Annotated in this window: 25 protein-coding genes, 1 tRNA gene and 1 pseudogene; 10 read left to right on the top strand and 17 right to left on the bottom strand. The window is 69.5% G+C overall.

Annotated features, from left to right (window positions below; translation table 11 throughout):
* Positions 1–211 precede the first annotated feature (211 nt).
* On the top strand, positions 212–913 hold the full coding sequence (locus ACLZN2_RS16010; RefSeq protein ID WP_416979127.1) for a helix-turn-helix transcriptional regulator: 702 nt from the start codon (positions 212–214) through the stop codon (positions 911–913).
* Between the two features lie 195 nt (positions 914–1,108).
* A complete protein-coding gene (locus ACLZN2_RS16015) occupies positions 1,109–2,056 on the top strand; it encodes a dihydrodipicolinate synthase family protein (RefSeq protein ID WP_416979233.1) in 948 nt (315 codons plus the stop codon).
* 221 nt (positions 2,057–2,277) lie between these two features.
* On the opposite strand, the pseudogene ACLZN2_RS16020 reads toward ACLZN2_RS16015, so the two are convergent.
* Positions 2,278–2,847, bottom strand: a pseudogene (locus ACLZN2_RS16020) (DUF5753 domain-containing protein); the annotation flags it as partial.
* On the opposite strand from ACLZN2_RS16020, the gene ACLZN2_RS16025 reads away from it, so the two are divergent.
* Positions 2,822–3,433: a hypothetical protein gene (locus ACLZN2_RS16025; protein ID WP_416979234.1), complete on the top strand. Its 612-nt coding sequence runs from the start codon at positions 2,822–2,824 to the stop codon at positions 3,431–3,433. The pseudogene ACLZN2_RS16020 and the gene ACLZN2_RS16025 sit on opposite strands and share 26 nt — an antisense overlap.
* 73 nt (positions 3,434–3,506) lie before the next feature.
* Here the strand turns inward: ACLZN2_RS16025 and ACLZN2_RS16030 are convergent, their stop codons facing one another.
* Together ACLZN2_RS16030 and ACLZN2_RS16035 are read right to left on the bottom strand one after the other, a co-directional pair.
* Positions 3,507–3,875 carry a hypothetical protein gene (locus ACLZN2_RS16030; protein WP_416979128.1) on the bottom strand — a complete coding sequence of 123 codons (369 nt, stop codon included), beginning with the start codon at positions 3,873–3,875 and terminating at the stop codon, positions 3,507–3,509.
* 43 nt (positions 3,876–3,918) lie between these two features.
* Positions 3,919–5,607 (bottom strand): sodium:solute symporter family protein, encoded by a 1,689-nt coding sequence (locus ACLZN2_RS16035; protein WP_416979129.1) that lies wholly within the window; start codon positions 5,605–5,607, stop codon positions 3,919–3,921.
* 151 nt (positions 5,608–5,758) lie between these two features.
* Between ACLZN2_RS16035 and galT the strand changes: the two genes are divergently transcribed.
* The 3 genes from galT to galK are packed head-to-tail and all read left to right on the top strand — an operon-like array spanning position 5,759 to position 8,945.
* On the top strand, positions 5,759–6,820 hold the full coding sequence (gene galT, locus ACLZN2_RS16040; RefSeq protein WP_416979130.1) for a galactose-1-phosphate uridylyltransferase: 1,062 nt from the start codon (positions 5,759–5,761) through the stop codon (positions 6,818–6,820).
* On the top strand, positions 6,817–7,779 hold the full coding sequence (gene galE / locus ACLZN2_RS16045) for a UDP-glucose 4-epimerase GalE (RefSeq protein ID WP_416979131.1): 963 nt from the start codon (positions 6,817–6,819) through the stop codon (positions 7,777–7,779). The genes galT and galE overlap by 4 nt, the downstream gene beginning before the upstream one ends.
* Positions 7,779–8,945 (top strand): galactokinase, encoded by a 1,167-nt coding sequence (gene galK / locus ACLZN2_RS16050; RefSeq protein WP_416979132.1) that lies wholly within the window; start codon positions 7,779–7,781, stop codon positions 8,943–8,945. Before galE ends, galK begins: the two co-directional genes overlap by 1 nt.
* Before the next feature lie 40 nt (positions 8,946–8,985).
* On the opposite strand, the gene ACLZN2_RS16055 is transcribed toward galK, so the two are convergent.
* On the bottom strand, positions 8,986–9,441 hold the full coding sequence (locus ACLZN2_RS16055) for a GNAT family N-acetyltransferase (protein WP_416979235.1): 456 nt from the start codon (positions 9,439–9,441) through the stop codon (positions 8,986–8,988).
* 274 nt (positions 9,442–9,715) lie between these two features.
* On the opposite strand from ACLZN2_RS16055, the gene ACLZN2_RS16060 reads away from it, so the two are divergent.
* The gene (locus ACLZN2_RS16060) at positions 9,716–10,549 is read left to right on the top strand and encodes a LuxR C-terminal-related transcriptional regulator (RefSeq protein WP_416979133.1); all 834 of its coding nucleotides are present in this window, start codon (positions 9,716–9,718) and stop codon (positions 10,547–10,549) included.
* A gap of 58 nt (positions 10,550–10,607) precedes the next feature.
* On the opposite strand, the gene ACLZN2_RS16065 is transcribed toward ACLZN2_RS16060, so the two are convergent.
* A complete protein-coding gene (locus ACLZN2_RS16065) occupies positions 10,608–11,105 on the bottom strand; it encodes a MarR family winged helix-turn-helix transcriptional regulator (RefSeq protein ID WP_416979134.1) in 498 nt (165 codons plus the stop codon).
* Between the two features lie 89 nt (positions 11,106–11,194).
* On the opposite strand from ACLZN2_RS16065, the gene ACLZN2_RS16070 reads away from it, so the two are divergent.
* Positions 11,195–11,992 carry a trans-aconitate 2-methyltransferase gene (locus ACLZN2_RS16070; RefSeq protein WP_416979135.1) on the top strand — a complete coding sequence of 266 codons (798 nt, stop codon included), beginning with the start codon at positions 11,195–11,197 and terminating at the stop codon, positions 11,990–11,992.
* A gap of 55 nt (positions 11,993–12,047) precedes the next feature.
* Here ACLZN2_RS16070 and ACLZN2_RS16075 read toward each other — a convergent pair whose 3' ends face one another.
* Entirely contained in the window at positions 12,048–12,743 is a 696-nt protein-coding gene (locus tag ACLZN2_RS16075) for a TetR family transcriptional regulator (protein ID WP_416979136.1), read from the bottom strand.
* Positions 12,740–13,750 (bottom strand): acyl-CoA desaturase, encoded by a 1,011-nt coding sequence (locus ACLZN2_RS16080; RefSeq protein ID WP_416979137.1) that lies wholly within the window; start codon positions 13,748–13,750, stop codon positions 12,740–12,742. Before ACLZN2_RS16080 ends, ACLZN2_RS16075 begins: the two co-directional genes overlap by 4 nt.
* A 331-nt stretch (positions 13,751–14,081) precedes the next feature.
* On the opposite strand from ACLZN2_RS16080, the gene ppc reads away from it, so the two are divergent.
* Positions 14,082–16,832, top strand: a complete 2,751-nt coding sequence (ppc, locus tag ACLZN2_RS16085; RefSeq protein WP_416979138.1) for a phosphoenolpyruvate carboxylase — start codon at positions 14,082–14,084, stop codon at positions 16,830–16,832.
* Between the two features lie 68 nt (positions 16,833–16,900).
* On the opposite strand, the gene ACLZN2_RS16090 is transcribed toward ppc, so the two are convergent.
* The 8 genes from ACLZN2_RS16090 to ACLZN2_RS16125 form a co-directional block, all read right to left on the bottom strand.
* On the bottom strand, positions 16,901–17,659 hold the full coding sequence (locus tag ACLZN2_RS16090; RefSeq protein WP_416979139.1) for an LPXTG cell wall anchor domain-containing protein: 759 nt from the start codon (positions 17,657–17,659) through the stop codon (positions 16,901–16,903).
* 164 nt (positions 17,660–17,823) lie between these two features.
* Positions 17,824–18,375: a hypothetical protein gene (locus ACLZN2_RS16095; protein ID WP_416979140.1), complete on the bottom strand. Its 552-nt coding sequence runs from the start codon at positions 18,373–18,375 to the stop codon at positions 17,824–17,826.
* Positions 18,376–18,417: 42 nt separating this feature from the next.
* Positions 18,418–19,020 (bottom strand): aminoacyl-tRNA hydrolase, encoded by a 603-nt coding sequence (gene pth / locus ACLZN2_RS16100; protein WP_416979141.1) that lies wholly within the window; start codon positions 19,018–19,020, stop codon positions 18,418–18,420.
* Between the two features lie 150 nt (positions 19,021–19,170).
* Entirely contained in the window at positions 19,171–19,767 is a 597-nt protein-coding gene (locus ACLZN2_RS16105) for a 50S ribosomal protein L25/general stress protein Ctc (protein ID WP_416979142.1), read from the bottom strand.
* Between the two features lie 197 nt (positions 19,768–19,964).
* On the bottom strand, positions 19,965–20,939 hold the full coding sequence (locus ACLZN2_RS16110; protein WP_416979143.1) for a ribose-phosphate diphosphokinase: 975 nt from the start codon (positions 20,937–20,939) through the stop codon (positions 19,965–19,967).
* Between the two features lie 83 nt (positions 20,940–21,022).
* The gene (gene glmU / locus ACLZN2_RS16115; RefSeq protein ID WP_416979144.1) at positions 21,023–22,471 is read right to left on the bottom strand and encodes a bifunctional UDP-N-acetylglucosamine diphosphorylase/glucosamine-1-phosphate N-acetyltransferase GlmU; all 1,449 of its coding nucleotides are present in this window, start codon (positions 22,469–22,471) and stop codon (positions 21,023–21,025) included.
* 114 nt (positions 22,472–22,585) lie between these two features.
* Positions 22,586–22,662: transfer RNA gene (locus ACLZN2_RS16120), tRNA-Gln, on the bottom strand.
* A gap of 15 nt (positions 22,663–22,677) precedes the next feature.
* The gene (locus ACLZN2_RS16125; protein WP_416979145.1) at positions 22,678–23,538 is read right to left on the bottom strand and encodes a hypothetical protein; all 861 of its coding nucleotides are present in this window, start codon (positions 23,536–23,538) and stop codon (positions 22,678–22,680) included.
* A gap of 133 nt (positions 23,539–23,671) precedes the next feature.
* Here ACLZN2_RS16125 and ACLZN2_RS16130 point away from each other — a divergent pair, with 133 nt between their 5' ends.
* Complete coding sequence (locus ACLZN2_RS16130) at positions 23,672–24,979, top strand: sensor histidine kinase (RefSeq protein WP_416979146.1); 1,308 nt, start codon at positions 23,672–23,674, stop codon at positions 24,977–24,979.
* A gap of 3 nt (positions 24,980–24,982) precedes the next feature.
* On the opposite strand, the gene ACLZN2_RS16135 is transcribed toward ACLZN2_RS16130, so the two are convergent.
* Positions 24,983–25,480, bottom strand: coding sequence for an SUKH-3 domain-containing protein (locus tag ACLZN2_RS16135; RefSeq protein ID WP_416979147.1), 498 nt, complete (start codon positions 25,478–25,480; stop codon positions 24,983–24,985).
* Between the two features lie 80 nt (positions 25,481–25,560).
* A complete protein-coding gene (locus ACLZN2_RS16140) occupies positions 25,561–26,094 on the bottom strand; it encodes a YwqJ-related putative deaminase (protein ID WP_416979148.1) in 534 nt (177 codons plus the stop codon).
* Positions 26,095–26,255: the final 161 nt, after the last annotated feature.

Genomic DNA, 26,255 nt, shown 5'->3' on the forward strand with positions numbered 1-26,255 from the left:
TCGCACAGACGCACGGCCCCGCCCCTGCTCAGGGGCGGGGCCGTGCACTTACCGCTCATCACCCTCGAATGCGAGGAATTTCGGCGATCCGGGGCACTTCTCACCAGTAGGGGGAGCGCAACGTCGAACAAGCGTGTAGCTTCCGGGGGCATGAAGGACGGGGTGCCGGGGGGCACCTTTTGTGTTCCGTGGGGGGACTGGGGGGTTGGCGATGGGAGTGCGGCTGATGGTGGTCGACGACCACCGACTGCTCGCCGAGGCGCTGGCCTCGGCGCTGAAGCTACGGGGGCACCGGGTGCTCGCCGCGGCGGCGCCCGCCGCCGGTGCGGCGGAGCTGGTGATCACCCGGGCGCCGGAGGTGTGTCTGCTGGGGACGGCGGCCCCGGCCGAGCCGGGCATCTTCGATCCGGTGGTCCGTATCAAGCGGGAGCGCCCGCAGGTGGCGGTCCTGGTGCTCGGGCCGGTGCCCAGCCCCCGGGGCATCGCCGCCGCCTTCGCCGCGGGCGCCTCCGGCTATGTGCGCCACGACGAGCGCATCGAGGGTGTCGAGCGGGCGATCATGAAGGCGAGGGCGGGTGAGGCGGCGGTCGCCCCTCAGCTCCTGCAGAGTGCCTTCGGTGAGCTCCTCAACCCCGCGGCCCAGCCGGACGACGAGGGCCAGCGGCTCCTGCAGATGCTCACCCCGCGCGAGGTCGAGGTCCTGGTCCGGGTCGCCGACGGCGAGGACACCCGCCTCATCGCCGCCGGCATGGGCATCGCCCCGTCCACGGCCCGCACCCATGTCCAGCGCGTCCTGATGAAACTGGGCGTCGGCTCCCGCCTGGAGGCGGCGGCCCTGGCCGCCCGCACGGGCCTGCTGGACCGCGCGGGCCCCGTCGGCTCCCACCGCGCGAGCACGGACCCGGACGCGTAACGGCCCCGGCTCGCCCGCTTTCCGGCGCCGCCCGCTTTCCGGCGCCGCCCGCTTTCCGGCGCCGCCCGCTTTCCGGCGCCGCCCGCCTTCCGGCGTCGGCGCCTGTCACCATCCAGTGCAGGAGGACGAGATCCTGTGCAGGAGGACGAGTCGACCGACGACCTCGTACGCGCGAGCCTGCCCCCGGGAGCCGTGATGACCCTGCCCGCCCCGCCGACCGGAGTGATCCCGCCCGTCTGCACCCCCCTGACACCGGACCGCGAGGTGGACGTCCCCTCGCTGCGTCGGCTCGTCGACCATCTCCTGGACGGCGGGGTGGACGGGCTGTTCGTGCTCGGCTCCACCTCGGAGGTCGCGTTCCTCACCGACCGGCAGCGCCGGCTGGTCACCGAGACAGTCGTCGAGCACGTCGCGGGCCGGCTGCCGGTCCTGGCCGGTGCCATCGACATGACCACGTCCCGGGTGCTGGACCATGTCGCGGCCGCCGCGGCGGCGGGCGCGGACGCCGTCGTCGTCACCGCGCCCTTCTACACCCGCACCCACCCCGCCGAGGTCGCCCGCCACTACCGGCTGACCGCCGAACGCGGCACCCTCCCGGTGATCGCCTACGACATCCCGGTCGCCGTGCACACCAAGCTGCCCGCCGGACTCGTCCTGGACCTCGCCGCCGAGGGCGTGCTCGCCGGGCTCAAGGACTCCAGCGGCGACCTGGCCGGCTTCCGCGAGGTCGCCACCGGCGCCCGCGACCTGCCGGGCTTCAGCGTCCTCACCGGCTCCGAACTGCTCGTCGACGCGGCCCTGGCGCTGGGCGCGGACGGCGCGGTGCCCGGCCTGGCCAACGTCGACCCGCACGGGTACGTCCGTCTCGTGCGCCTGTACCGGTCGGGCGACCTGGAGGCCGCGCGGGCCGAACAGGAGCGGCTGTGCGCCCTGTTCGGCATGGTGTCCGTCGGCGACCCGTCCCGCATGGGCGTCGGCTCGGCGGCCCTGGGCGCGTTCAAGACGGCCCTGTACCTGCGGGGCGTCATCGACTGTCCGGCGACCGCCGAACCGCAGATCCCACTGTCACCACAGGAGACCGAAGGAGTGGCCGAGTCCCTGGAGGAGGCGGGACTGCTCAAGCCGCCCCCTGCCGCCCTCTGACCGCACGTCAGCCGAAGGCGAGTTTGTTGGTGCCGCCGTCCACCGCGTCCGGCACCGTCGCCAACGCGGGTTCGATGGTCTCGGGCAAGGACTTCGCCTTCCCGACGGACCCGGTCACCGCCCAGGCGGACAAGCTGGCCTGACCGCGGTCGGGGTGTGTACAGCAGACCGCTGTGCGCACCCGGTGCGTATGCCTTCCAGGAGGCTCGCGAGGGATCTCGCAGCTCCTTCGTCAGGCGGTGGATGAAGTCCCGCGACGCCACGGGATCCAACGTCGCCTTCTCCACCTTACGGAAGAGCGTTCGAAGCTGAGTCAGTCGGGGCTCTGCGTCGATGAAAGCGGTGCCGGTGTGGGCGTCCCGCAGGCCTGTGTCCAGCCGGGGCACCGGTCCGCCTACGTACATCATCGAGGCCCCGGCCCCGGCAAAGCCGTCCTGGTCGGTGGGGACGACGCGCACACTGGCGTGCCCCTGCTCGATCTGATCGAGGATCTGCAGGAGTTGAGCATGGGAGACGTTGCGGTCGGCCACGCGGATGCGTAGAGCGAACTCGTGGATGATCGTCTCGTACGGGGTGGGTTTGTCGTTCTCGATGACGGCCCGCCGCCTCATCCGGTGGTCGACGCGCGGGGTCAACTCGGCCTCCGGGAGGCCGGGCATCATGTACGCGTACACCGCGCGGGCGTAGTCGGCGGTCTGCAGAAGTCCGGGAACGTGCGTGATCACGATCTCCCGGAGGAACGTCGCATGGTGCTCGACCTCGGCGGTGTCCAGGAACACCGGGGGGAGGATCGAGGAGGGCGCCTACCTGCTGGTCGTGGAGGCGCAGACCGACCCGGACGACCGTAAGCGCGGCAGCTGGCCCTACTACCTCAGTTTTCTCCACGAGAAGTACCGCTGTGAGCCGGTCCTGATCGGCGTCACGCAGAAGCGTGCCACGGCCCGCTGGGCGGCCCGGCCCATCCACCTCGGCGTACGCGGTATGGCGTCGCTGACGGTCCGGCCGTTCGTGCTCGGCCCGGAGAACGTCCCGCTCATCGCCACCGAGCGGGAGGCCCGGGAGGATCCGTCCCTTGCGGTGCTCTCGGCCATGACACACGGCCGTGGCCGGAAGGCTCCGGCGATACCGGAATCGCTGGAAGCCGCCCTGCGGACCCTGGACCGCGACACCGCCGTGGTGCTCGCACAGTTCGTCGACTCGTGCCTGGCAGACGCACAGGCCCGGCAGATGTGGAGGGTCCTGCGCTGGCGCGGCATCGACGTCCCCGACGAGGTACGCGACCGCGTCGAAGCCTGCACCGACCTCGACCGGCTCACCACCCGGTCGCAGCGTGCCGTCCACGCCACCACCGCCGACGACCTGTTCACCGGCGAGTAGCCCGCACCTACGGCGAAACAGCCGGACGGGGCTGGACCCGCGCCCACGGCTCCAGCCCCGCCCCGTCCGCCTCTCACTCGGGGGTCTTCTCCTCCGGTACCGGCAGTGTCGGCGTCGGATGCGCCACCGGGCGCAGCCACAGCCACACCAGGAAGAAGACGCCGAGGGCCAGCATTCCGAGGCCCGTCCAGAGGTTGATGTTGATGCCCTGGGCCTTGTCGATCTCGGCGTCGCTGTCGGTCAGTCCGGTGAGCGTGAGGATGACGCCGTACAGGACGAACAGGCCGCCGATGATGCGGCGCAGGTCGAAGATGCGGGCCGCGGTCGCCGACCTCTCCTCCAGCTCGGTGACCTCCCGCTGGACGTCGGCCTCGCTGTACCCCGCCCGCCGCAGCCGCTCGGCCGCCTTCGCGCGCTCGTCGGGTTCGAATTGCTCGGACATGGTGTTTCCATCCTCCCTGGGTCTGCGCGACGCGCGACCGGGATCAGAACGAGAACGGGATGTAGCAGGCCGCCGCGAGGATCACGGCCCCCCAGCCGAGCAGGGCCGGCTTGCGGTACCAGGCGTCGTCGCCCGCCGCCGGCGGCTCGGCCATGCCGGGGGAGCGGGTGCCGTAGACCAGGCCCTGGAGCTCCTCGTCGGGCTTGGGCGCGGTGAACAGTGAGACCGCCACCATCACCACCGCGCCCGCCACGAAGCCCGCGATCGCGGAGACGAAGTTGGCGCCCTGGTCGGTGGGGATGCCGATGACGTCCCGCTTGTAGAGGATGAAGTAGTTGATCATCGCCGCCGTGGTGCCGGCCAGCAGGCCCCAGAAGCCCGACCTCATCGACGCCCGCTTCCAGAACATGCCCACGATGAAGACCACGAACATCGGGACGTTGAAGAAGCTGAACAGCGTCTGCAGGTAGCTCATGATGTTCGAGAACGACGACGCCAGGAACGCCGTGCCGATCGAGGCCATGACGCCGATCGCCGTGATCAGCCGGCCGAAGCGGACGTAGTACGCGTCCTCGCGGCCCAGCACCACGTACTTCGCCCAGATGTCCGTGGTGAACACCGTGTTGAAGGACGAGATGTTCGCCGCCATGCCCGCCATGAAGGCCGCGAGGAGCCCGGTCACGGCGACGCCCAGGACGCCGTTGGGCAGCAGGCTCTCCATCAGGTACGGGATGGCGTCGTTGTACTGGTAGCCCGACTCGTCGGTGCCGAAGCCGGGGATCAGGGCCGCGGCGACCAGGCCCGGGATCATCACGAGGAAGACGATGAAGACCTTGGGGTACGCGGCGATCAGCGGGGTGCGCTGGGCGGCCGAGAGGTTCCGCGCCGACAGGGCGCGCTGCACCTCCGCGAAGTTCGTCGTCCAGTACCCGAAGGAGAGGACGAAGCCGAGGCCGAGCACGATCGTCAGCCAGTTCGCGCCCAGCGGGTTGTCGCTGCCGATGCCGGTGCCGCCCCAGGCGGTCACGAAGTCGTCCCCGTGGGTCGCGGTCAGCCTGTCCGTGAGGCCGTCCCAGCCGTCCACCCGCTTCAGCCCCAGCACCGACAGCGGGATCAGCGCCGCCAGGATCACGAAGAACTGCAGCACCTCGTTGTAGATCGCCGAGGAGAGGCCGCCCAGCGTGATGTACGCGAGGACGAAGAAGCCCGCGACCACGATCGCCACCCACTGCGGCCAGCCCAGCAGCGCCTCGACCACGATCGCCAGGGCGTACAGGTTGACGCCCGCGATCAGGATCGCCGCGAAGGCGAAGAGGATCGAGCTGAGCAGGTGGGCCCACTTGTCGAAGCGCAGCAGCAGGAACTCGGGCACGGAGCGGACCTTGCTGCCGTAGTAGAACGGCATCATCACCAGGCCCAGGAACACCATCGCCGGGATGGCGCCGATCCAGTACCAGTGCACGGTGTAGGCGCCGTACTGGGCGCTGTTCGCGGCCATGCCCAGGATCTCGGTGGCGGCCAGGTTGGCCGAGATGAAGGCGAGGCCGGTGATCCAGGCGGGCAGCGAGCGCCCGGAGAGGAAGAAGTCGAGGCTGGTCCTCACCGACTTGCGGGCGGCGAAACCGATGCCCAGGACGACGACGAAGTAGATGCCGAGGATCGTGTAGTCGAGCGCGTTCGTGGGGAGCCGCAGCTCGGCTGCCAGGTGCACGGAGTCTGTGGGGGTCTGCATCCGGAGCTCACCTTGTCTGGTGGTCTTTGTTTGGTTGTGGGGGGTTACTTCCCGCGCGTGTTTATGTTTCTATGTGTTCGGTTCTGTTTGAAGTCTGGGTCGGTGCTGACGTGGCACTCACCTGGCGCTTACTTGGCAATGGAGAGTCGCGGTGAAGAAGACCTCGACCCGGCTGGCGGACGGTCGTGAGCTGATCTACTACGACCTGCGGGACGACTCGGTGCGCGACGCGGTGGACCGACGCCCGCTGGACCGCACGGTCACCACTTCGGAGGTACGCCGGGACCCGCTGCTGGGCGACTCCGTCGCGATCGCCTCGCACCGGCAGGGGCGCACCTACCACCCGCCGGCCGACGAATGCCCCCTGTGCCCCTCCCAGGGCGAGCGGCTCAGCGAGATCCCGGACTCGTCGTACGACGCCGTCGTCTTCGAGAACCGCTTCCCCTCGCTGGCCGGCGACTCCGGGCGGTGCGAGGTCGTCTGCTTCACCTCCGACCACAACGCGTCCTTCGCCGACCTCACCGAGGAGCAGGCGCGCCTCGTCCTCGACGCGTGGACCGACCGGACCTCCGAGCTGTCGCATCTGCCCTCCGTCGACCAGGTGTTCTGCTTCGAGAACCGGGGCGCCGAGATCGGTGTGACACTGGGTCACCCGCACGGGCAGATCTACGCCTACCCGTTCACCACCCCCCGCACCGCCCTGATGCTGCGTTCGGTCGCCGCGCACAAGGAGGCCACCGGCGGGGAGAACCTCTTCGACGCCGTCCTGGAGCGTGAACTCGCCGGCGAGCGGGTCGTCCTGGAGGGTGAACACTGGGTCGCCTTCGTGCCGTACGCGGCGCACTGGCCGTACGAGGTGCACCTGTACCCCAAGCGGCGCGTGCCCGACCTGCTCGCTCTCGACGAGGAGGCCCGCACGGAGTTCCCCAAGGTCTACCTGGAACTCTTGAGGCGTTTCGACCGTATCTTCGGTGACGGTGAACCGCCCACGCCCTACATCGCCGCCTGGCATCAGGCGCCGTTCGGTGCGCTGGAGGAGTTCGACGGCGTCAACCGTGACGACTTCGCACTCCACCTCGAGCTTTTCACCATCCGCCGGACGTCCGGCAAGCTGAAGTTCCTCGCGGGCTCCGAATCCGGCATGAACGTCTTCATCAACGACGTGCCGCCGGAGCGCGCGGCCGAGCGACTGCGAGAGGTAGCGAGTTCATGAAGTACCTGGTGACCGGAGGGGCCGGCTACGTCGGCAGTGTCGTCGCCCAGCATCTGCTGGAGGCGGGGCACGAGGTCGTCGTCCTCGACAACCTCTCCACCGGCTTCCGCGAGGGCGTCCCCGCCGGCGCCGCCTTCGTCGAGGGCGACATCCGCGACGCCGCCAAGTGGCTCGACGCCTCCTTCGAAGCCGTCCTCCACTTCGCCGCCTCCTCGCAGGTCGGCGAGTCCGTCGTGAAGCCCGAGAAGTACTGGGACAACAACGTCGGCGGCACCATGGCCCTCCTCGCCGCCATGCGCGAGGCCGGCGTGCGCAAGCTCGTCTTCTCGTCCACGGCCGCCACCTACGGCGAGCCCGAGCAGGTCCCGATCGTCGAGACCGCGCCGACGAAGCCCACCAACCCCTACGGCGCCACCAAGCTCGCCGTCGACCACATGATCACCGGCGAGGCCGCGGCCCACGGCCTGGGCGCCGTCTCCCTGCGCTACTTCAACGTCGCGGGCGCCTACGGCAAGCAGGGCGAGCGCCACGACCCCGAGTCGCACCTCATCCCGCTCGTCCTCCAGGTCGCCCAGGGCCGCCGCGAGGCCATCTCCGTCTACGGCGACGACTACCCGACCCCCGACGGCACGTGCGTGCGCGACTACATCCACGTCGCCGACCTCGCCGAGGCCCACCTCCTCGCCGTCGCCGCCGCCAAGCCCGGCGAGCACCTCATCTGCAACCTGGGCAACGGCAACGGCTTCTCGGTCCGCGAGGTCATCGAGACCGTCCGCTCGGTCACCGGCCACCCGATCCCCGAGGTCGTGGCCCCCCGCCGCAGCGGCGACCCGGCCGTCCTGGTCGCCTCCGCGGCCACCGCCCGCGAACAGCTGGGCTGGAACCCGTCCCGCGCGGACCTCGCGGGCATCGTCGCGGACGCCTGGGAGTTCGCGCAGCACATCGCAAGGGAGCAGTAGTGGGGGCAGCAGTGGCGGCACAGGAAGTGCGCGAGGCGTTCGCCGGGCTGTACGGCGCCGAGCCCGACGGCGTCTGGGCCGCGCCCGGCCGCGTCAACCTCATCGGCGAGCACACCGACTACAACGACGGCTTCGTGATGCCCTTCGCGCTGCCGCACCAGGCGCTCGCCGCGGTCTCCCGGCGCACGGACGGCGTCCTGCGCCTGCACTCCTCCGACATAGCGGGCGGCGTCGCCGAACTCCGCCTCGACGACCTCACCCCGGAGTCCGACGAGACCTGGACGGCGTACCCCGCCGGTGTCGTCTGGGCCCTGCGCGAGGCCGGCCACCCGGTCACCGGCGCCGACATCCACCTGACGTCGACCGTTCCGACCGGCGCGGGCCTGTCCTCGTCGGCGGCGATCGAGGTCGTCGTGGCCCTCGCCCTCAACGACCTCTACGACCTCGGCCTGCAGCGCTGGCAGCTCGCCCGCCTCTGCCAGCGCGCCGAGAACGTCTACGTCGGCGCCCCCACCGGCATCATGGACCAGACGGCCTCGGCCTGCTGCGAGGAGGGCCACGCCCTCTTCCTCGACACCCGCGACCTCTCCCAGAAGCAGATCCCCCTCGACCTCGCCGCCTTGGGGCTGCGCCTGCTGGTCGTCGACACCCAGGTCAAGCACTCCCACAGCACCGGCGAGTACGGCAAGCGCCGCGCCGGCTGCGAGAAGGGCGCCGCCCTGCTCGGCGTCGACGCCCTGCGGGACGTCCCGTACGCCGACCTGGACGCGGCCCTCGCCCGCCTCGGCGACGACGAGGAGGTCCGCCGCCTCGTCCGCCACGTCGTCACCGAGGACGCGCGCGTCGAACGCATGGTCGCGCTGCTGGAGGCCGGCGACACCCGCGCCATCGGGCCGGTCCTCACCGAGGGCCACGCCTCCCTGCGCGACGACTTCCGCGTCTCCTGCCCCGAACTGGACCTGGTCGTCGACACCGCCGTCACCCACGGCGCCCTCGGCGCCCGGATGACCGGCGGCGGCTTCGGCGGCTCGGCGATCGTCCTCACCGACACCGCCGGGGTCGACACCCTCACCAAGGCGATCGAAGAGGCGTTCGCGGCAGCCGGACACAAGGCCCCGCGCGTCTTCGAGGCGGTCCCGTCGGCGGGGGCACGCCGTCTGATCTGAGCGGTGGTCAGAAGTGGGGTGAGGCGGGAGTCCTCCTGCCTCACCCCAGCCGTTTCGTCAGCGTGTACTCCGTGATTCCCGGCGGATAGTCCTCGATCACGCACACCACGTCGTAGCCCAGGTGCTTGTAGAAGTCCGGCGCCTGGAAGTCCCAGGTCTCCAGGCGCACACGCCGGCAGCCGCGCTCCTCGGCGGCGACGCGTTCCGCCTCGGCGAGGAGACGGGTGCCGAGGCCGCCGCCGCGGTGACGTTCGTCGACCCAGAGGTGGGCGACGTGCAGCCACGTCGTCCAGGTGTGGCCGACCAGCCCGCCCACCAGCTCACCGCCCACGTCCGAGACCCACACATGCAGCGGGGTCTCGCGCTCGGCCGGGGTGCCGCGCAGCGCCCGCAGGACGGGCGAGGCCGCCGTGTTGGTGTCGCGGAGCCGGGAGCGAAGAAGATCGCGCCTCGTACTGTCGACTTCTGTCTCAAGACGAAACATGCGGCACACCATAAACGCCCTGGCCAACCAGTTCTGCGTTTTTCCTTCCGCCGCCCGCCCACAGCCCTACCCTGATGAACAGCACCGGTGGGGGCCGGTGCCGATCAGGGGGCGAGACAGTCGGGTACGACGCCCGGAGTCGGGGTAGCAGTCCCTGCACGGCGGCGGCCGTGCGGTGGCCCGTATCCCCTCCGGGTGTTGTACCCGCGCCGGTCGTAGTTTCTCCGTCTTTCGAGGACCTTGGGGTATCCCCGGCTCCGGCAAGGAGCCTGGGGAAGGGGGTTTCGTGGTTCGCATCCGAGTCCTGGTCGTCGACGACCACCGCATCTTCGCCGAGTCGCTCGCCGCGGCGCTCGCCGCCGAGCCCGACGTCGACGTCTCCGCGGCCGGCAGCGGCCCCGCGGCACTGCGCAGCCTGGAGCGCGCGGCCGCCGAGGGACGCCGCTACGACGTGCTGCTCGTCGACGCCGATCTGGGCGCCGCAATGAGCAACGGCCTGGGCGCCGGCCCGGTGGCCGGGCCGGGAGGTGGTACGGGCGGTGCGCTGCCGGGCATACGGCACGCCGTACCCGTGCACGAGGTGGGCGAGGACGGACTCGTCGACGGGATCTCCCTCGTCGCCGGTGTGCGCGCCGCACAGCCCCATGTCCGGGTCGTCGTCCTCGCCGAGAAGGACGACCCGCGCCGCGCCGCCCTCGCCCTGCAGGCCGGGGCCTCGGGCTGGGTGGCCAAGGACTGCTCCCTGTCGCGGCTGCTCACCGTCATCCGAGGGGTGCTGCGCGAGGAGACCCACCTGCCGCCCGCCCTGCTCACCGGCGTCCTGCGCGAGCTCACCGCGGCCCGCAAGCACCGCACCGAGAGCGAACGGCTCGTCGAGTCCCTCACCCCGAGGGAACGCGAAGTGCTCCGGTGCATGGTGGCGGGCCTGGGGCGCAAAGCCGTCGCCGAGCGCCTCTTCCTCTCCCCGCACACCGTCCGCACCCATATGCAGAACGTCCTCGGCAAACTGGGCGTCCACTCCACCCTCGCCGCCGTCGCCCTGGCCCGCAGAGCGGGGGTCGGGCCGGTGGACCTGGGACCTGCCGGGCAGATCAGGGCGGAGGAAACCAACAGCGCCTGATCGGCCGACATGCGCGTGCCAGACCCCGCGTCTTCGCCCTGGTCTGCCCGGCAGGTCCTCAGCCGGGGATGTTGTCGAACGGGGCGGTCAGCTGGCGTAGCAGGGCGGCCAGTTCGCTGCGCTGGGCGTGCGAGAGCTCGGCCAGGATCGCCCGCTCCTGGTCGAGCAGCCCGGCCAGCGCCTGGTCGGCGCGGTCCTTGCCGTCGTCCGTGAGCCGGACGAGCACACCGCGCCGGTCGCTCGGGTCCGGCAGCCGTCCCACCAGGCCCTTCTTCGTGAGCCGGTCGATACGGTTCGTCATCGTGCCCGACGTGACCAGTGTCTGCGTCAGCAGCTGCCCGGGGGAGAGCTGGTACGGCGCCCCCGCGCGCCGCAGCGCGGTCAGCACGTCGAACTCCCAGGGCTCCAGCTGATGCTCGGAGAACGCCAGCCGGCGCGCCCGGTCCAGATGCCGGGCCAGTCTGCTCACCCGGCTGAGTACTTCCAGCGGCTCCACGTCGAGGTCCGGGCGCTCCCGGCGCCACGCTGCGACCAGCCGATCGACCTCGTCCTCCATGACGATCAGTGTAGTGGTTGTGTCGACATGAAGTCTCTTGAAATCAAGCCTCTTGACGTCGAGAGAAAATTGGAGGGAAGGTGAGAGGTATGACGACCAACCCCTCCTGGGACCCCGCCCAGTACCTCCGCCACGCCGGCCACCGCGCCCGCCCCTTCCACGACCTCCTCGCCCGCGTCCCCGACCTGCCCGGCGACCCGCCCCGCATCGCCGACCTCGGCTGCGGCCCCGGCAACCTCACCACCGTCCTCGCCGACCGCTGGCCCACCGCCCGCATCACCGGATACGACAACTCCGCACAGATGCTCACCGACGCCGCCGCGCACGCCAGCGCACACCTCGACTTCGCCCACGCCGACCTCACCACCTGGACCCCCGACGAGACCTACGACCTGCTGATCTCCAACGCCGCCCTGCACTGGGTCCCCGGCCACCTCGACGCCCTCCCCGCCTGGCTCGACGGCCTCGCCCCCGGCGGCACCCTCGCCTTCCAGGTCCCCCACAACATCGACGCCCCCCTGCACGCCCTCATGCGCGAACTCGGCGACACACCCCGCTGGAAGAACCGGCTCGCCCACGTCCTGCGCCCCGAGGACTCCGTCCACACCCCCGGCGTCTACCTCGACCGCCTCGCCCGCCTCGGCTGCGCCACCGACGTCTGGACGACGACGTACCACCACATCCTCCAGGGCGAGGACCCCGTCCTCGACTGGGTCAAGGGCACCGGCCTGCGCCCCGCCCTCGACGCCCTCGCCGACGACCCCGAGGCCCAGGACACCTTCCTCACCGAATACCGCGACCTGCTCCGCACGGCCTACCCGAGGACCGGGTACGGCACGGTCCTGCCCTTCCGGCGCCTGTTCGCCGTGGCCACGAAGGGGGCCTGAGACCGTCTCCGCCCCGTCTCCCCCCGCTCCGCCCCCTTCGGCCCGGGCGGTCCACTCAGCTCTTCCGGCGTCCTATCAGGTGCGGCTTCTGCTCCAGCCCGTCCAGCCCGTGCCACGCCAGGTTCACCAGATGCGCCGCGACCTCCGCCTTCTTCGGCCGGCGCACGTCCAGCCACCACTGCCCCGTCAGCGCCACCATCCCCACCAGCGCCTGCGCGTACAACGGCGCCAGCTTCGGATCGAAGCCACGCAACTTGAACTCACGACCCAGGATGTCCTCCACCTGGGTGGCGATGTCCGAGATGAGAGACGCGAAGGACCCCGTCGACTGCGGAATCGGGGAGTCCCGGACCAGGATCCGGAACCCGTCCGTGTACTCCTCGATGTAGTCGAGCAGCGCGAACGCCGCCTGCTCGCACAGCTCACGAGGATGCCCGGCGGTCAGCGAACTCGTCACCATGTCCAGCAGCCGCCGCATCTCCCGGTCCACGACGACCGCGTACAACCCCTCCTTGCCACCGAAGTGCTCGTACACCACCGGCTTGGACACCCCGGCCTTCGCCGCGATCTCCTCCACCGACGTGGCCTCGAAACCCTTCGCCGCAAACAGCGTGCGACCGATCTCCAACAACTGCTGCCGGCGCTCGGCGCCCGTCATACGGGTACGCCGGGCACGCCGCGGCTTCGCTTCGCCGCCGGAACCGCCGGGACTGGGGGTACTGCTGGAGTCGGTCGCCACGCCGTCAATCATGCCGCCTTCGCGGCCGCCTTCCGGCGCCGGGAGCCGTCCTCATCCGTGTTGCGACGCGAATCGATACGCGAGCGTGACGGCCAGCGCACGTCGTACGCCCACCCGAACACCTCGAACCAGCGGATCAGCCGCGCCGAGGAGTCGATCTGCCCCCGCTCCACGCCGTGCCGCGCCGACGTCGGATCCGCGTGGTGCAGGTTGTGCCAGGACTCGCCGCACGACAGCACCGCCAGCCACCACACGTTGCCCGACCGGTCCCGCGACTTGAACGGCCGCTTGCCCACCGCATGACAGATCGAGTTGATCGACCACGTGACGTGGTGCAGCAGCGCCACCCGAACCAGCGACCCCCAGAAGAACGCCGTGAACGCACCCCACCAGGACATCGTCACCAGCCCGCCCACCAGCGGCGGAATCGCCAGCGACACCACCGTCCACAGGACGAACTGCCGCGAGATCGTCCGGATCGCCCGGTCCTTGATCAGATCCGGCGCGTACTTGTCCTGCGGCGTCTGCTCCTCGTCGAACATCCAGCCGATGTGCGCCCACCACAGGCCCTTCATCAGCGCCGGAACGGTCTCCCCGAACCGCCACGGTGAATGCGGATCCCCCTCCGCGTCCGAGAACTTGTGGTGCTTGCGGTGATCCGCCACCCAGCGCACCAGCGGCCCCTCCACCGCCAGCGACCCCATGACCGCCAACGCGATCCTCAGCGGCCGCTTCGCCTTGAACGAACCATGCGTGAAGTACCGGTGGAAACCGATCGTGATGCCGTGGCACCCGAGGAAGTACATGAAGACCAGCAGGCCCAGGTCCAGCCAGCTGACCCCCCACCCCCACGCCAGCGGCACCGCCGCCAGCAGCGCGAGGAACGGGACGATGATGAAGAGGAGAAGGGTGATCTGCTCCAGCGAGCGTTTCTGCTCGCCACCGAGCGTCGCGGAGGGAAATGGAGCGCCGTCGTTCGCCTTCGGGGCGTCGTCGATCACATCGGAGCTCGTGGTCATGGGGCGTCCCCTGTGGGGTTCGAGGGTTTTGTGGCAGGTCGCCGGGTCACGGCCACCACGGGCAGCATGCCGCGTACAGATGCCGCGTACAGCTTCCTACGGTTCCGTAACCTACGGCATCGTAAGTATGTCAGTGCCCTGCTCGGCGGCAAGAGCCCGACAGTCTGCGCGTCCCGCCCGCCACCTATCCTTGGAGGCGGTCGGACAGCGCGGTCCGCTCTGTTTTCTTCCCGGATGTCCGGCCCGTATGCGGCACCCGCCGCCCGGACGGCCCCGGACACCGCCCCAGACGAGCCTCAGACGAGCTTCACCACTGCAAGGAGCCGCACCTGTGAGCAGTGCCGACGACCAGACCACGACGACGAGTGCAGAGCTGCGCGCCGACATCCGCCGACTGGGTGACCTCCTCGGCGAGACCCTCGTCCGGCAGGAGGGCCCCGAGCTGCTCGACCTCGTCGAGAAGGTCCGCCGCCTCACCCGCGAGGACGGCGAGGCCGCCGCCGAACTGCTGCGCGGCACCGAACTGGAGACCGCCGCCAAGCTCGTCCGCGCCTTCTCCACCTACTTCCACCTCGCCAACGTCACCGAGCAGGTCCACCGCGGCCGGGAACTGCGCGCCAAGCGCGCCGCCGAAGGCGGCCTCCTCGCCCGCACCGCCGACCGCCTCAAGGACGCCGACCCCGAACACGTCCGCGAGACCGTCCGCCACCTCAACGTCCGCCCGGTGTTCACCGCACACCCCACCGAGGCCGCGCGCCGGTCGGTACTCAACAAGCTCCGGCGCATCGCCGCGCTTCTGGAGACCCCCGTCATCGAGGCCGACCGCCGGCGCCACGACACACGCCTCGCCGAGAACATCGACCTCGTCTGGCAGACCGACGAGCTCCGCGTCGTACGCCCCGAACCCGCCGACGAGGCCCGCAACGCCATCTACTACCTCGACGAACTCCACGCCGGCGCCGTCGGCGACGTCCTGGAGGACCTCACCTCCGAGCTCGAGCGGGTCGGCGTCCACCTCCCCGAGGACACCCGCCCCCTCACCTTCGGCACCTGGATCGGCGGCGACCGCGACGGCAACCCCAACGTCACCCCCCAGGTCACCTGGGACGTCCTCATCCTCCAGCACGAACACGGCATCAACGACGCCCTGGAGATGATCGACGAACTGCGCGGCTTCCTGTCGAACTCCATCCGCTACACCGGCGCGACGGAAGAACTCCTGGACTCCCTCCGGGCCGACCTCGAACGCCTGCCCGAGATCAGCCCCCGCTACAAGCGCCTCAACGCCGAAGAGCCCTACCGCCTCAAGGCCACCTGCATCCGCCAGAAGCTGGAGAACACCAAGCAACGCCTCGCCAAGGGCACCCCCCACGAACCCGGCCGCGACTACCTCGGCACCAGCGAACTCCTCAACGACCTCACCCTCCTCCAGACCTCCCTGCGCGAACACCGCGGCGGCCTCTTCGCCGACGGCCGCATGAACCGCACCCTGCGCACCCTCGCCGCCTTCGGCCTCCAACTCGCCACCATGGACGTCCGCGAACACGCCGACGCCCACCACCACGCCCTCGGCCAGCTCTTCGACCGCCTCGGCGAGGAATCCTGGCGATACGTGGACATGCCCCGCGAGTACCGCACGAAGCTGCTCGCCAAGGAACTGCGGTCGCGCAGGCCGCTCGCCCCCACCCCGGCACCCGTCGACGCGGCCGGCGAGAAGACCCTCGGCGTGTTCGAGACGATCAAGCGGGCCCTCGCCGTCTTCGGACCCGAGGTCATCGAGTCCTACATCATCTCCATGTGCCAGGGCGCCGACGACGTCTTCGCCGCCACCGTACTCGCCCGCGAGGCCGGCCTGATCGACCTGCACGCCGGCTGGGCCCGCATCGGCATCGTCCCCCTCCTGGAAACCACCGACGAACTCAAGGCCGCCGACACCATCCTCGAGGAGATGCTCGCCGACCCCTCCTACCGACGCCTCGTCGCCCTGCGCGGAGACGTCCAGGAGGTCATGCTCGGCTACTCCGACTCCTCCAAGTTCGGCGGCATCACCACCTCACAGTGGGAGATCCACCGCGCCCAGCGCCGCCTGCGCGACGTCGCCCACCGCTACGGCGTACGCCTGCGCCTCTTCCACGGCCGCGGCGGCACCGTCGGCCGCGGCGGCGGCCCCTCCCACGACGCGATCCTCGCCCAGCCCTGGGGCACCCTCGAAGGCGAGATCAAGGTCACCGAACAGGGCGAGGTCATCTCCGACAAGTACCTCATCCCCTCCCTGGCCAGGGAGAACCTGGAACTCACCGTCGCCGCCACCCTCCAGGCCTCCGCCCTGCACACCGCCCCCCGCCAGTCCGTCGAGGCCCTCGCCCGCTGGGACGCCGCCATGGACCTCGTCTCGGACGCCGCCCACTCCGCCTACCGCGAACTCGTCGAGGACCCCGACCTGCCGACGTACTTCCTCGCCTCCACGCCGGTCGACCAGCTCGCCGACCTGCACCTGGGCTCCCGGCCCTCCCGCCGCCCCGGCTCGGGCGTCTCGCTCGACGGACTGCGCGCCATCCCGTGGGTCTTCGGCTGGACCCAGTCCCGCCAGATCGTCCCCGGCTGGTACGGCGTCGGCTCCGGCCTCAAGGCCCTGCGCGAGGCGGGCCTCACTGCGACATTGGGAGGAGAGGGCGTGCTCGACGAGATGCACGAACAGTGGCACTTCTTCCGCAACTTCGTCTCCAACGTCGAGATGACCCTCGCCAAGACCGACCTGCGGATCGCCCAGCACTACGTCGACACCCTCGTCCCCGACGACCTCAAGCACGTCTTCGACCGCATCAAGGCCGAACACGCCCTCACCGTCGCCGAAGTCCTCAAGATCACCGGCGAACGCGAACTCCTCGACGCCACACCCGTGCTGAAGCAGACCTTCACCATCCGCGACGCCTACCTCGACCCCATCTCCTACCTCCAGGTCACCCTGCTCAAGCGACAGCGCGACGCCGCCGCGGCCGGCGCCGAACCCGACCCGCTGCTCTCCCGAGCCCTGCTCCTCACCGTCAACGGCGTGGCAGCGGGCCTGCGCAACACCGGCTGAACAACCCCGGCACGACACAAAGGTGCCCCCGAGGCCGTACGACCTCGGGGGCACCCTCGTCCAGTCCGTCAGCCCTGGTGCGCGCCCTTGCGGCGGCGGATCACCAGATAGCCGCCCGCGCCCACCAGCGCCGCCGCGACAACCGACAGCGCGACCACCGGGGCGTTGCTGCCGGTCTCCGCCAGATCACCGCTGCCGCCCTGCTCGGAGGGGGCGCTGGTCGGCGCGGCGGTTGAGGAGGACTCGGAAGGCGTCGGGGACGTGCTCTCGGACGCCGAAGCGCTGGGCGAGCTCGAGGTGTCACCCGACGGCGAGCCCGACGCACTGCCCGAGGGCGAACTCGACGTGCTGCCCGACGGCGAGCCCGACGGGCTGCCCGACGGCTCGTTCGTGTCGGTCACCGGGCACGTGTGCGACAAGTTGAACAGATCCTGCGGCACACTGCCCTCGATCTCCGCCACGGCCGCCGTCAGCTTCGCACCCGGCGCGGACGCCACATAGGCGTGCTTGCCCGCCGCGCCCGGGAACCCGCTGAAGTCCGAGACGACCTGCTCACCACCCGGCTCGAACGTCACCGTCAGCTTGACGAACTCGGCGTCATTGCCCGGCAGCACGAAGTGCCAGCCATCCTGGTCCTCGGGAATGCCCGGGCACTCCTCGTGCGACTCCGCGGGCGCGCCCCCGTCGTCAGTGCCGGCCGTACGCGGAAGCTCCTGCCGCAACTGCACCGTAGACGTGTCACCGTCCGCAGCGTGAGCGACCGGAGCCAGCAGCAGTGCGGCCGAGGAGGCGGCGGCAAGGACACCGACGCGAGAAAGGGTACGCATGGGGCGCATGGGACGATCCATCTTCGAGTGACGAAAGGGAAGATGTGGGGGGTGGCCCAGCCTCTCCCGGTCCCGATACCCGGTCAATCACGAACAGGCAACACTTGGCCGGTTCTTGGCCACGACACAGGGAAAATCAGCCCAAACTCCCCTATTTACAAGGCCTATATGGCCAAAAACACTGCCGTCCACAACGTCACCCCACACCCCGCCAACACCCACCCCAACCGCGCCCGCCCCAACCCACCCGCAACCACCACCGACGCGAGCAACAACGCACCCCCCAACGGCACCCACGCATACAACACCCCCGCCGGACCCGACCGCACCACCTCATCACCACCCGGCTTCACCACAACCGTGTACGTCCGCCCCTTCCGCACCGCCACCGACCTCTCGATCACCACCCGCGACCGCGCCGTCGACCCCGCCGACAACGGCGTATACGGCCCCCAACACGTCTGCTCACCACACCGCGACACCTCGATCGTGCCGCGCTCCCGCCCCTTCGTCAGCATCACCTGCTGCGCCGTACCCCACGAACCCCACACCCCCGCGAACAGGATCAGCACCGCGACCACCCCCATCGCCCCGAGCCGCCCGAAACGCAGAGCGGCGGCAGAGGCCTGACGAGCCTTGGGAGAACCACCCTTATTGCTTGTACGACTCTTACGACGATGGGACGAAGCTGCTGTGGCAGGCATGGCCGGGATCATTGGCCAACCCCCAGCAACCAGTCAACCTCCCTGGGCGACACGTCACGAGTTGTACGTACTCTGCGCCCGCTCCAACCCCTCGATCACCAGACACTCGACAGCATCCGCAGCCCGGTCCACGAACCAGTCCAACTCCTTGCGCTCCGCGGACGAGAAATCCTTCAACACGAAGTCCGCCACCTGCATACGACCCGGCGGCCGCCCGATCCCGAACCGCACCCGGTGATACTCCGCACCCATCGCCTTCGTCATCGACTTCAGACCGTTGTGCCCGTTGTCCCCACCGCCGAGCTTCAGCCGCAGCACCCCGTAGTCGATGTCCAACTCGTCATGCACAGCCACGATGTTCGCCACCGGCACCTTGTAGAAATCCCGCAACGCGTTCACCGGCCCGCCCGACAGATTCATGAACGACATCGGCTTCGCCAACACCACCCGCCGACTCCCCGGCCCCGCCGGCCCGATCCGCCCCTCCACGACCTGCGCCTGCGCCTTCCCCGCCCGCTTGAACCTCCCCCCGATCCGCTCAGCCAGCAAATCGGCCACCATGAAACCGACATTATGGCGGTTACCGGCATACTCCGGCCCAGGATTCCCAAGCCCGACGATCAACCAGGGCTCATTGGCGGGGGTCGTCACGTCCACATCTCCTTATGCAGCAGCCGCTGCTCCCGCGAGGGAACAGCGGCCGCTCCTGCCGTTACTGCTGTGGGCAATCGTTCCGCAGGGCGGAACGGGTGGGCACAGCCTGCAGCACCGGGCGCCTGGAAAGCAGGGCCCAGCGACAGCTCAGGCTCAGGCCTCGGCGACCTCTTCGCCCTCCGCGGCCTCGCCCTCCGCCGCCTCCTCGGCCTGCGCGGCCAGCACCTGCAGAACGACCGCGTCGCCGTCCACGGCCAGCGTGACACCGTTCGGCAGCGTGATGTCCTTCGCGAGGACGGACGCACCGGCCTCCAGACCCTCGACGGACACCGTGACACCCTCGGGGATGTGGGTGGCCTCGGCCTCGACCGGCAGCGCGTTCAGAACGTGCTCCAGCAGGTTGCCACCCGCGGCCAGCTCACCCTCGGCGTGCACCGGGATCTCGACCGTGACCTTCTCGCCACGCTTGACCAGCAGCAGGTCCACGTGCTCCAGGAAGCCCTTGATCGCGTCACGCTGCACGGCCTTCGGGATCGCCAGCTCGTTGGACTTGCCGTCGATGTCCAGCGAGATCAGGACGTTCGGCGTACGCAGCGCCAGCAGCAGGTCGTGGCCCGGAAGCGTCAGGTGCAGCGGGTCCGAACCGTGACCGTACAGGACACCGGGGACCTTGCTGTCACGACGAATACGACGGGCGGCACCCTTACCGAACTCGGTACGGGTCTGGGCGGAGATCTTGACCTCGGACATGATCACTCCTCGTAGAAAAAAGGGGACAGACACGGTCACCCGGCCACGAACGGCCTGCTACGAAGAGCGCGTCGATAACGGAGCGTCGCATCCAAGGATGCGGCCTCCCTCGCCGAGCAACTGGAGAAGTCTACTCGGCGGGAGAGGCCGCAGAAAAATCGATCATGCAGAAACGATCAGAGGACGAACCATTCGCCCTACTGCTCGTCGAACAGGCTCGTCACCGACCCGTCCTCGAACACCTCACGCACCGCACTCGCGATCGTGTGAGCGATCGACAGCACCGTGATCTTGTCCAGCTCCAGCTCACCCGGCGTCGGCAGCGTGTTCGTGAACACGAACTCACTGACCTTCGAGTTCTTCAGCCGGTCCGCCGCCGGACCCGACAGCACACCGTGCGTCGCCGTCACGATGACATCCTCCGCACCGTGCGCGAACAACGCGTCGGCCGCGGCACAGATCGTGCCACCCGTGTCGATCATGTCGTCGACCAGCACACAGACCCGGCCCTTGACCTCGCCCACGACCTCGTGGACCGTCACCTGGTTCGCCACGTCCTTGTCACGCCGCTTGTGCACGATCGCCAGCGGCGCACCCAGCCGGTCACACCAACGGTCCGCCACCCGCACCCGGCCGGCGTCCGGCGACACCACCGTCAGCTTCGACTTGTCCACCTTGCCGCCCACGTAGTCCGCCAGCAGCGGCAACGCGAACAGGTGGTCCACCGGACCGTCGAAGAAGCCCTGGATCTGGTCCGTGTGCAGATCCACGGTCAGGATCCGGTCCGCACCCGCCGTCTTCATCAGATCCGCGATCAGCCGCGCCGAGATCGGCTCACGACCACGGTGCTTCTTGTCCTGCCGCGCATACCCGTAGAACGGCACGATCACCGTGATCGAACGAGCCGACGCACGCTTCAACGCGTCGATCATGATCAACTGCTCCATGATCCACTTGTTGATCGGAGCCGTGTGGCTCTGAATCAGGAAGCAGTCCGCACCACGCGCCGACTCCTGGTAACGAACATAGATCTCGCCATTGGCGAAGTCGAAGGCCTTCGTCGGGACAACCCCGACACCCAGCTCGTGGGCGACCTCCTCGGCAAGCTCGGGGTGGGCGCGGCCGGAGAAGAACATCAACTTCTTCTCGCCGGTCGTCTTGATCCCGGTCACAGCACTGTCTCCTCAGAGGTATCTCAGGGGGGTGCGGGTTCGCACTTATCACGGTACGCCGTGTTTGACGCACCCGTTTCCGGTCAGTCCTCGCCCTCAACCCGACGAGAGGCCGCCTCAGCCGCCTGCGCCGCCGCACTACCCGGACGCTTACGAGCCACCCAACCCTCGATATTCCGCTGCTGACCACGGGCCACAGCCAGCGAACCGGGCGGCACATCCTTCGTGATCACGGACCCGGCAGCGGTGTACGCACCGTCCCCGACCGTGACAGGAGCCACAAACATGTTGTCCGAGCCCGTCTTACAGTGCGAACCGACGGTCGTGTGATGCTTGCTCTCCCCGTCGTAGTTCACGAAGACACTCGCCGCACCGATGTTCGTGTACTCACCGATCGTCGCGTCACCGACATACGACAGATGCGGAACCTTCGTCCCCTCACCGATCGACGCGTTCTTCGTCTCCACGTACGTCCCGATCTTGCCCTTCACACCCAGACGCGTCCCCGGCCGCAGATACGCGTACGGCCCCACACTCGCGTTCGCACCAATGTGCGACGAGTAGGACACCGCGTTGTCGACACGAGCACCCGCACCGACGACCGTGTCCGTCAGCCGGCAGTTCGGACCCACCTCCGCGCCCTCACCCAGGTGCGTCGCGCCATGCAACTGCGTACCCGGGTGGACCGTGACGTCCTGCTCGAAAGTGACGGTCACGTCGACCCACGTCGTCGCCGGATCGATCACCGTCACACCCGACAACATCGCGGCCGTCAACAGCCTGTCATTGAGAATCCGACGCGCCTCACTCAACTGCACCCGGTTGTTGATACCGGCGATCTCACGGTGATCGGCAGCCACCGACGCCCCCACCCGATGCCCGGCCTCCCGAAGAATCCCGAGAACGTCGGTGAGGTACTCCTCACCCTGGCTGTTGTCTGTACGGACCTTCTTGAGCGCGTCAGCCAGCAGCGCCCCGTCGAACGCGAACACCCCGGAATTGATCTCACGGATCGCCCGCTGGGCCTCGGAAGCGTCCTTGTGCTCCACGATCGCGGTGACCGCACCGGTGGCTTCGTCCCGCACGATCCGCCCGTACCCGGTCGCGTCCGGCACCTCGGCGGTCAGCACGGTCACCGCATTGCCGTCGCCGTGATGGGTCGCGGCCAGCGCGGAAAGCGTGGCACCGGTCAGGAGAGGGGTGTCACCGCAGACGACCACGACGGTCCCGTCGATGCCCCCGCCGAGCTGCTCCAGGGCGATACGGACGGCGTGCCCGGTGCCGTTCTGCTCCTCCTGGACGGCGGTGCGTACGGCGGCGTCGACCTCGGCCAGGTGGGCGGTGACCTTCTCGCGCGCGTGCCCGACGACGACGACCAGGTTCTCGGGGTCCAACTCACGAGCGGCGGCCAGCACATGCCCGACGAGACTGCGACCGCAGAGCTCGTGGAGGACCTTGGGTGTGGCCGACTTCATACGGGTGCCCTCACCCGCTGCGAGAACGACGACGGCTGCCGGGCGAATGGCGCTCACGGATGTGCCCTTCGGCTGTGGAGAGAGGTGGGGACATTCGAAGGATACCGGGGCGTTTCCTGGGGGACATGAGAGTGGGCCCTGACCTTGCTGGATCAGGACCCGAACCTATTGCTCCCGGGGCAGGAGTCGAACCTGCGTCTTACCTGGATTCAAAGTCCAGTCGCCCCTACCGACAGAGCAACCCGGGATTGCCGGGGGTCAGCCTACGGGGTTCGCTGATTGGCTGCCACCACCATGCCCTTCCACCACCCCTCGATCTGGCGGTACAGCTCGGCTGCCTGCGACACCCGGATCACCAGGCAGCCTCGGTAATTCTCGCCCACGTTCTTGCGGACGGTCTTGGGGTTGTGCTTCTTGATTGTCGTCCTCTGGAAAGCCGAGACGTCGACGCCGACGAGGTCCGCCCAGTAGCGGTTGGCGCCCTCTACGTCCGCAGTGATGTGGATCATCACGCGGTAGGCAAGGCGCTCCGGCTCCACACCGAGCAGGTTGAGCCAGGCCAGGTAGAGCTGGATCACGCCCGGGTCGCTGTTGACGAAGATGACAGTCTCGCGGCGGGCGTACGTCTTGTCCTTGGTGCCTTCCGCCCAGTACAGGGCGACGCCGGCCATGAAGAGTTCACGGTCTGACATCTCGCCGATCTGCGCCATCGCGGTTGCCTTGGTCTGCTGTCGCTTCTCGTCGCGCACCGCGAGTTCGTGCTCCCACCTCATGCGGTTCGCCAGCCGCGCCTGCTCCGCCGGGGCGCGCCGTTCCGGCCTCGGTAGATCCCGTACCCACAGCGACACTGAGCTCCGGGAACAGCCCAGTTCGACCTCGATCTGGTCGTACGTCCAGCCTTGCAGCCGGAGCTCCCGTGCCTTCGCCCTCAGGTCGTCCTTTGCTCGCGGGCGCTTCGTCCACTCCGGCGGGGGCTCGCCCTTCACCAGCCGGTTGAGGATGTCGTTGTTGTAGATCTTCAGCTCGTCGCGGATCTGCCGAAGGCTGAGTCCCGCCCGCCGCAAGGCGATCGCCTGTTCCCGGAGTCTCTCGAAGTCCGCGTACTTGCCAGTGGAATGTGCCATGCACATACCGTCCGGGCGGAATGGTGGGTTCCGGGGTCGAACAGGGCGGGTTCACCTGTTCGAGGGAATCGGGACGGTTTCGGTCGGTGAAAGTCGACGGAAAGGGTGGGGGCTGCGCCCGTAGGCTGGAGGCATGACCACGACGGGGGAAGAGACCACGGCGGACCTGAGGGGGCCGCTGTGGTGGTCCAGGTGGCGCAGTGCCGCGTTCGACTGGAGTCTGGCCGTCGCGTCGGCCGTGGAGTGCGCGGTGGAGGGGGTTTCGTTCGCGCGGGATGCCGGGATCCCGGAGGCGGCGGGGGTTGTCTTCGGGTTGCTCGCGGGGTCCGTGCTGGTGGTGCGGCGGCAGTGGCCGATCGCTGTCGTGCTGGTCGCCATCGCGATCACGCCGGCCCAGATGGGGTTCTTGATGGGCCTCGTCGGGCTGTACACACTCGCCGCGTCCGAGCTGCCCCGGCGGATCATCGCCTCACTCGCCGGGATGCAGCTGGTGGGGACGTTGATCGTGACGTTCGTGCAGGTGCGGCAGAGTATGGATTCGGGGCGGCTGACGATCGGGGACTGGTTCATTCCGTTCGCCGCGGTGGTGATGTCGCTGGGGCTGACGGCGCCGCCTGTGCTGCTGGGTTTGTATGTCGGTCAGCGGCGTCGGCTGATGGAGAGCCTGCGGGAGCGGGCGGACAGTCTTGAGCGGGAGTTGCAGCTGCTGGCGGAGCGGGCCGAGGAGCGGGCGGAGTGGGCGCGGGGCGAGGAGCGGACGCGGATCGCGCGGGAGATGCATGACGTGGTCGCGCATCGGGTGAGTCTGATGGTCGTCCATGCTGCGGCGCTGCAGGCGGTGGCGCGGAAGGATCCGGAGAAGGCCGTACGGAATGCGGCGCTGGTGGGTGACATGGGGCGGCAGGCGTTGACGGAGTTGCGGGAGATGCTCGGGGTGTTGCGGAGTGGGGGTGAGCGGGAGAGGTCGGCTGGGGTGCCGTTGGCGGCGGTGGGGGTGGCGGCTGCGGCGGCGGCTTCGCGGGCGGTGGTGGAGCAGTCGGGTGAGGGGCCGTGTCTGGAGGAGTTGGAGGAGTTGGTGGGGCAGTCGGCGGCTGCGGGGATGGTGGTGGATCTGTCGGTGGAGGGGGAGGTGCGGGTGTATGCGGCGGAGGTGGAGCAGACGGCGTATCGGGTGGTGCAGGAGGCGTTGACGAATGTGCACAAGCATGCGGCGGGGGCGAAGACGCATGTGCGGTTGGCGCATCGGGTGGCGGAGATCGCGATGCAGGTGGAGAACGAGCCGCCGTCGGAGGTGGGGTCGGCGGGGTCTGCGGGGTTGCCGTCGGGGGGGAATGGGTTGGTGGGGATGAGGGAGCGGGTGGTGGCGTTGGGTGGGGTGTTTGTGTCGGGGCCGACGGAGGCGGGGGGTTTTCGGGTGTCGGCGGTGATTCCCTCTCCGTGAGGGTCAGCCGGCGGTGAGGCGTACGGGTTCGATGCCGGAGACGAGGGCGGCGAGGGCTTGGTCGATGTCGGGGCCGAGGTACCAGTCGCCGGTGTGGTCGAGGGCGTAGACGCGGCCTTCGGCGTCGATGGCGAGGAGGGAGTGGGTGTCGGTTTCGGTGCCGAGGGGGCTGACGTCGGTGTCGAGGGCGCGGCCGAGGTCGGCGAGGGTGCGGGCCATGTGGAGGCCGTGGAGGGGGTCGAGGTGGAGGGGGGTGGGGGCGACTTGGCGGCCGGGTCCGGTGGGGGTGAGGGTGAGGCCGCCGAATTCGGCCCAGGCTTCGACGGCGGCGGGGAAGACGGCGTGGCGGTGGCCGGCGGGGGTGGTGTGGTCGCGGAGGGTGTCGGCCCAGATTTCGGCTTGTTTGATGTCCCAGCGTCCGGGTTGCCAGCCGGCGGTGCGGAGGGTGGCGTCGACGGGGACGGGGAAGCGGGTGGTGGAGGTGCGGGGGTCGGGGTGCATCGGCCTTCGTTCGTCGTTCGTCGTCGTTCTGCGTCGCTTTTCGCTGTTCGGCGCTGTTGGTCGCTGTTCGCCGGGGTGGGTCAGTCGGTTGCTTCGGGGTTGACGATGCGGACGCCGAAGTGGGCGCTGAGGGCGGTGCAGGCGCGGCAGGGGGTGGCGAAGCTGCCGTGGAGGGGGTCGCCGTCTTCGCGGATGCGGCGGGCGGTGAGTTTGGCTTGTTTGAGTGCCTTGCGGGCTTCGCCGTTGGTCATGGGTTTGCGGGCGGCGCGTCTGCTGCGGGCGGTGTCGGCGGCGGTGATGTGGCGGGAGATGAGGAGTGCTTCGGCGCAGCGGCCGGTGAAGCGGTCGCGTTGGGCGCTGCTGAGGGTGTCGAGGAAGTCCTGGACGAGGTGGTGCAGGGCGGGGGGTTGGTCGCCGCGGGCGGCGGTGCTGGTGAGGGTGGCGCCGCGGACGGAGAGGGCGGCGGCGATGGTGGGGAGTATGCCGTCGCGGCGGTGACGGAGAGTGGGGGCGTGTGGGGTTTCGGCGCTGGACCAGCCGATGCGGGGGTCGCCGGTTGTGGGCGGTTGCGGCCGGTTGTGCTGCCCCGTTTGCGTTGCGTTCATGATCGTCATCCCCTCCCGAGCATGCCCTCGGACGTCACAGGGTGCCAAATGGCGTGGCGGGTGCGGAAGCTGGGGCGGTGCGACACGCCCGGGTTTGGGCGGTGCGTGAGGGCGGGGTGACGGCTGGTCACGGATGTGGGGGTGTCGGGCGGAGGGCCGGTGACCCGTGT

The organism is Streptomyces sp. T028 (genome assembly GCF_048159505.1).
In the GTDB taxonomy this organism is placed as follows: Bacteria; Actinomycetota; Actinomycetes; order Streptomycetales; family Streptomycetaceae; genus Streptomyces.

Bases quoted from the DNA above. Each gene is read 5' to 3' on its own strand.
- ACLZN2_RS16105 (WP_416979142.1), bottom strand. From the start codon at position 19,767: ATGTCCGAGGTCAAGATCTCCGCCCAGACCCGTACCGAGTTCGGTAAG.
- ACLZN2_RS16135 (WP_416979147.1), bottom strand. From the start codon at position 25,480: ATGCACCCCGACCCCCGCACCTCCACCACCCGCTTCCCCGTCCCCGTC.
- ACLZN2_RS16130 (WP_416979146.1), top strand. From the start codon at position 23,672: ATGACCACGACGGGGGAAGAGACCACGGCGGACCTGAGGGGGCCGCTG.
- ACLZN2_RS16075 (WP_416979136.1), bottom strand. From the start codon at position 12,743: ATGATTGACGGCGTGGCGACCGACTCCAGCAGTACCCCCAGTCCCGGC.
- ACLZN2_RS16030 (WP_416979128.1), bottom strand. From the start codon at position 3,875: ATGTCCGAGCAATTCGAACCCGACGAGCGCGCGAAGGCGGCCGAGCGG.
- ACLZN2_RS16010 (WP_416979127.1), top strand. From the start codon at position 212: ATGGGAGTGCGGCTGATGGTGGTCGACGACCACCGACTGCTCGCCGAG.
- ACLZN2_RS16080 (WP_416979137.1), bottom strand. From the start codon at position 13,750: ATGACCACGAGCTCCGATGTGATCGACGACGCCCCGAAGGCGAACGAC.
- galE (WP_416979131.1), top strand. From the start codon at position 6,817: ATGAAGTACCTGGTGACCGGAGGGGCCGGCTACGTCGGCAGTGTCGTC.
- ACLZN2_RS16055 (WP_416979235.1), bottom strand. From the start codon at position 9,441: ATGGTGTGCCGCATGTTTCGTCTTGAGACAGAAGTCGACAGTACGAGG.
- ACLZN2_RS16070 (WP_416979135.1), top strand. From the start codon at position 11,195: ATGACGACCAACCCCTCCTGGGACCCCGCCCAGTACCTCCGCCACGCC.
- ACLZN2_RS16015 (WP_416979233.1), top strand. From the start codon at position 1,109: ATGACCCTGCCCGCCCCGCCGACCGGAGTGATCCCGCCCGTCTGCACC.
- ACLZN2_RS16090 (WP_416979139.1), bottom strand. From the start codon at position 17,659: ATGCGTACCCTTTCTCGCGTCGGTGTCCTTGCCGCCGCCTCCTCGGCC.
- ACLZN2_RS16125 (WP_416979145.1), bottom strand. From the start codon at position 23,538: ATGGCACATTCCACTGGCAAGTACGCGGACTTCGAGAGACTCCGGGAA.
- ACLZN2_RS16140 (WP_416979148.1), bottom strand. From the start codon at position 26,094: ATGACGATCATGAACGCAACGCAAACGGGGCAGCACAACCGGCCGCAA.
- ACLZN2_RS16035 (WP_416979129.1), bottom strand. From the start codon at position 5,607: ATGCAGACCCCCACAGACTCCGTGCACCTGGCAGCCGAGCTGCGGCTC.
- ACLZN2_RS16095 (WP_416979140.1), bottom strand. From the start codon at position 18,375: ATGATCCCGGCCATGCCTGCCACAGCAGCTTCGTCCCATCGTCGTAAG.
- ACLZN2_RS16065 (WP_416979134.1), bottom strand. From the start codon at position 11,105: ATGGAGGACGAGGTCGATCGGCTGGTCGCAGCGTGGCGCCGGGAGCGC.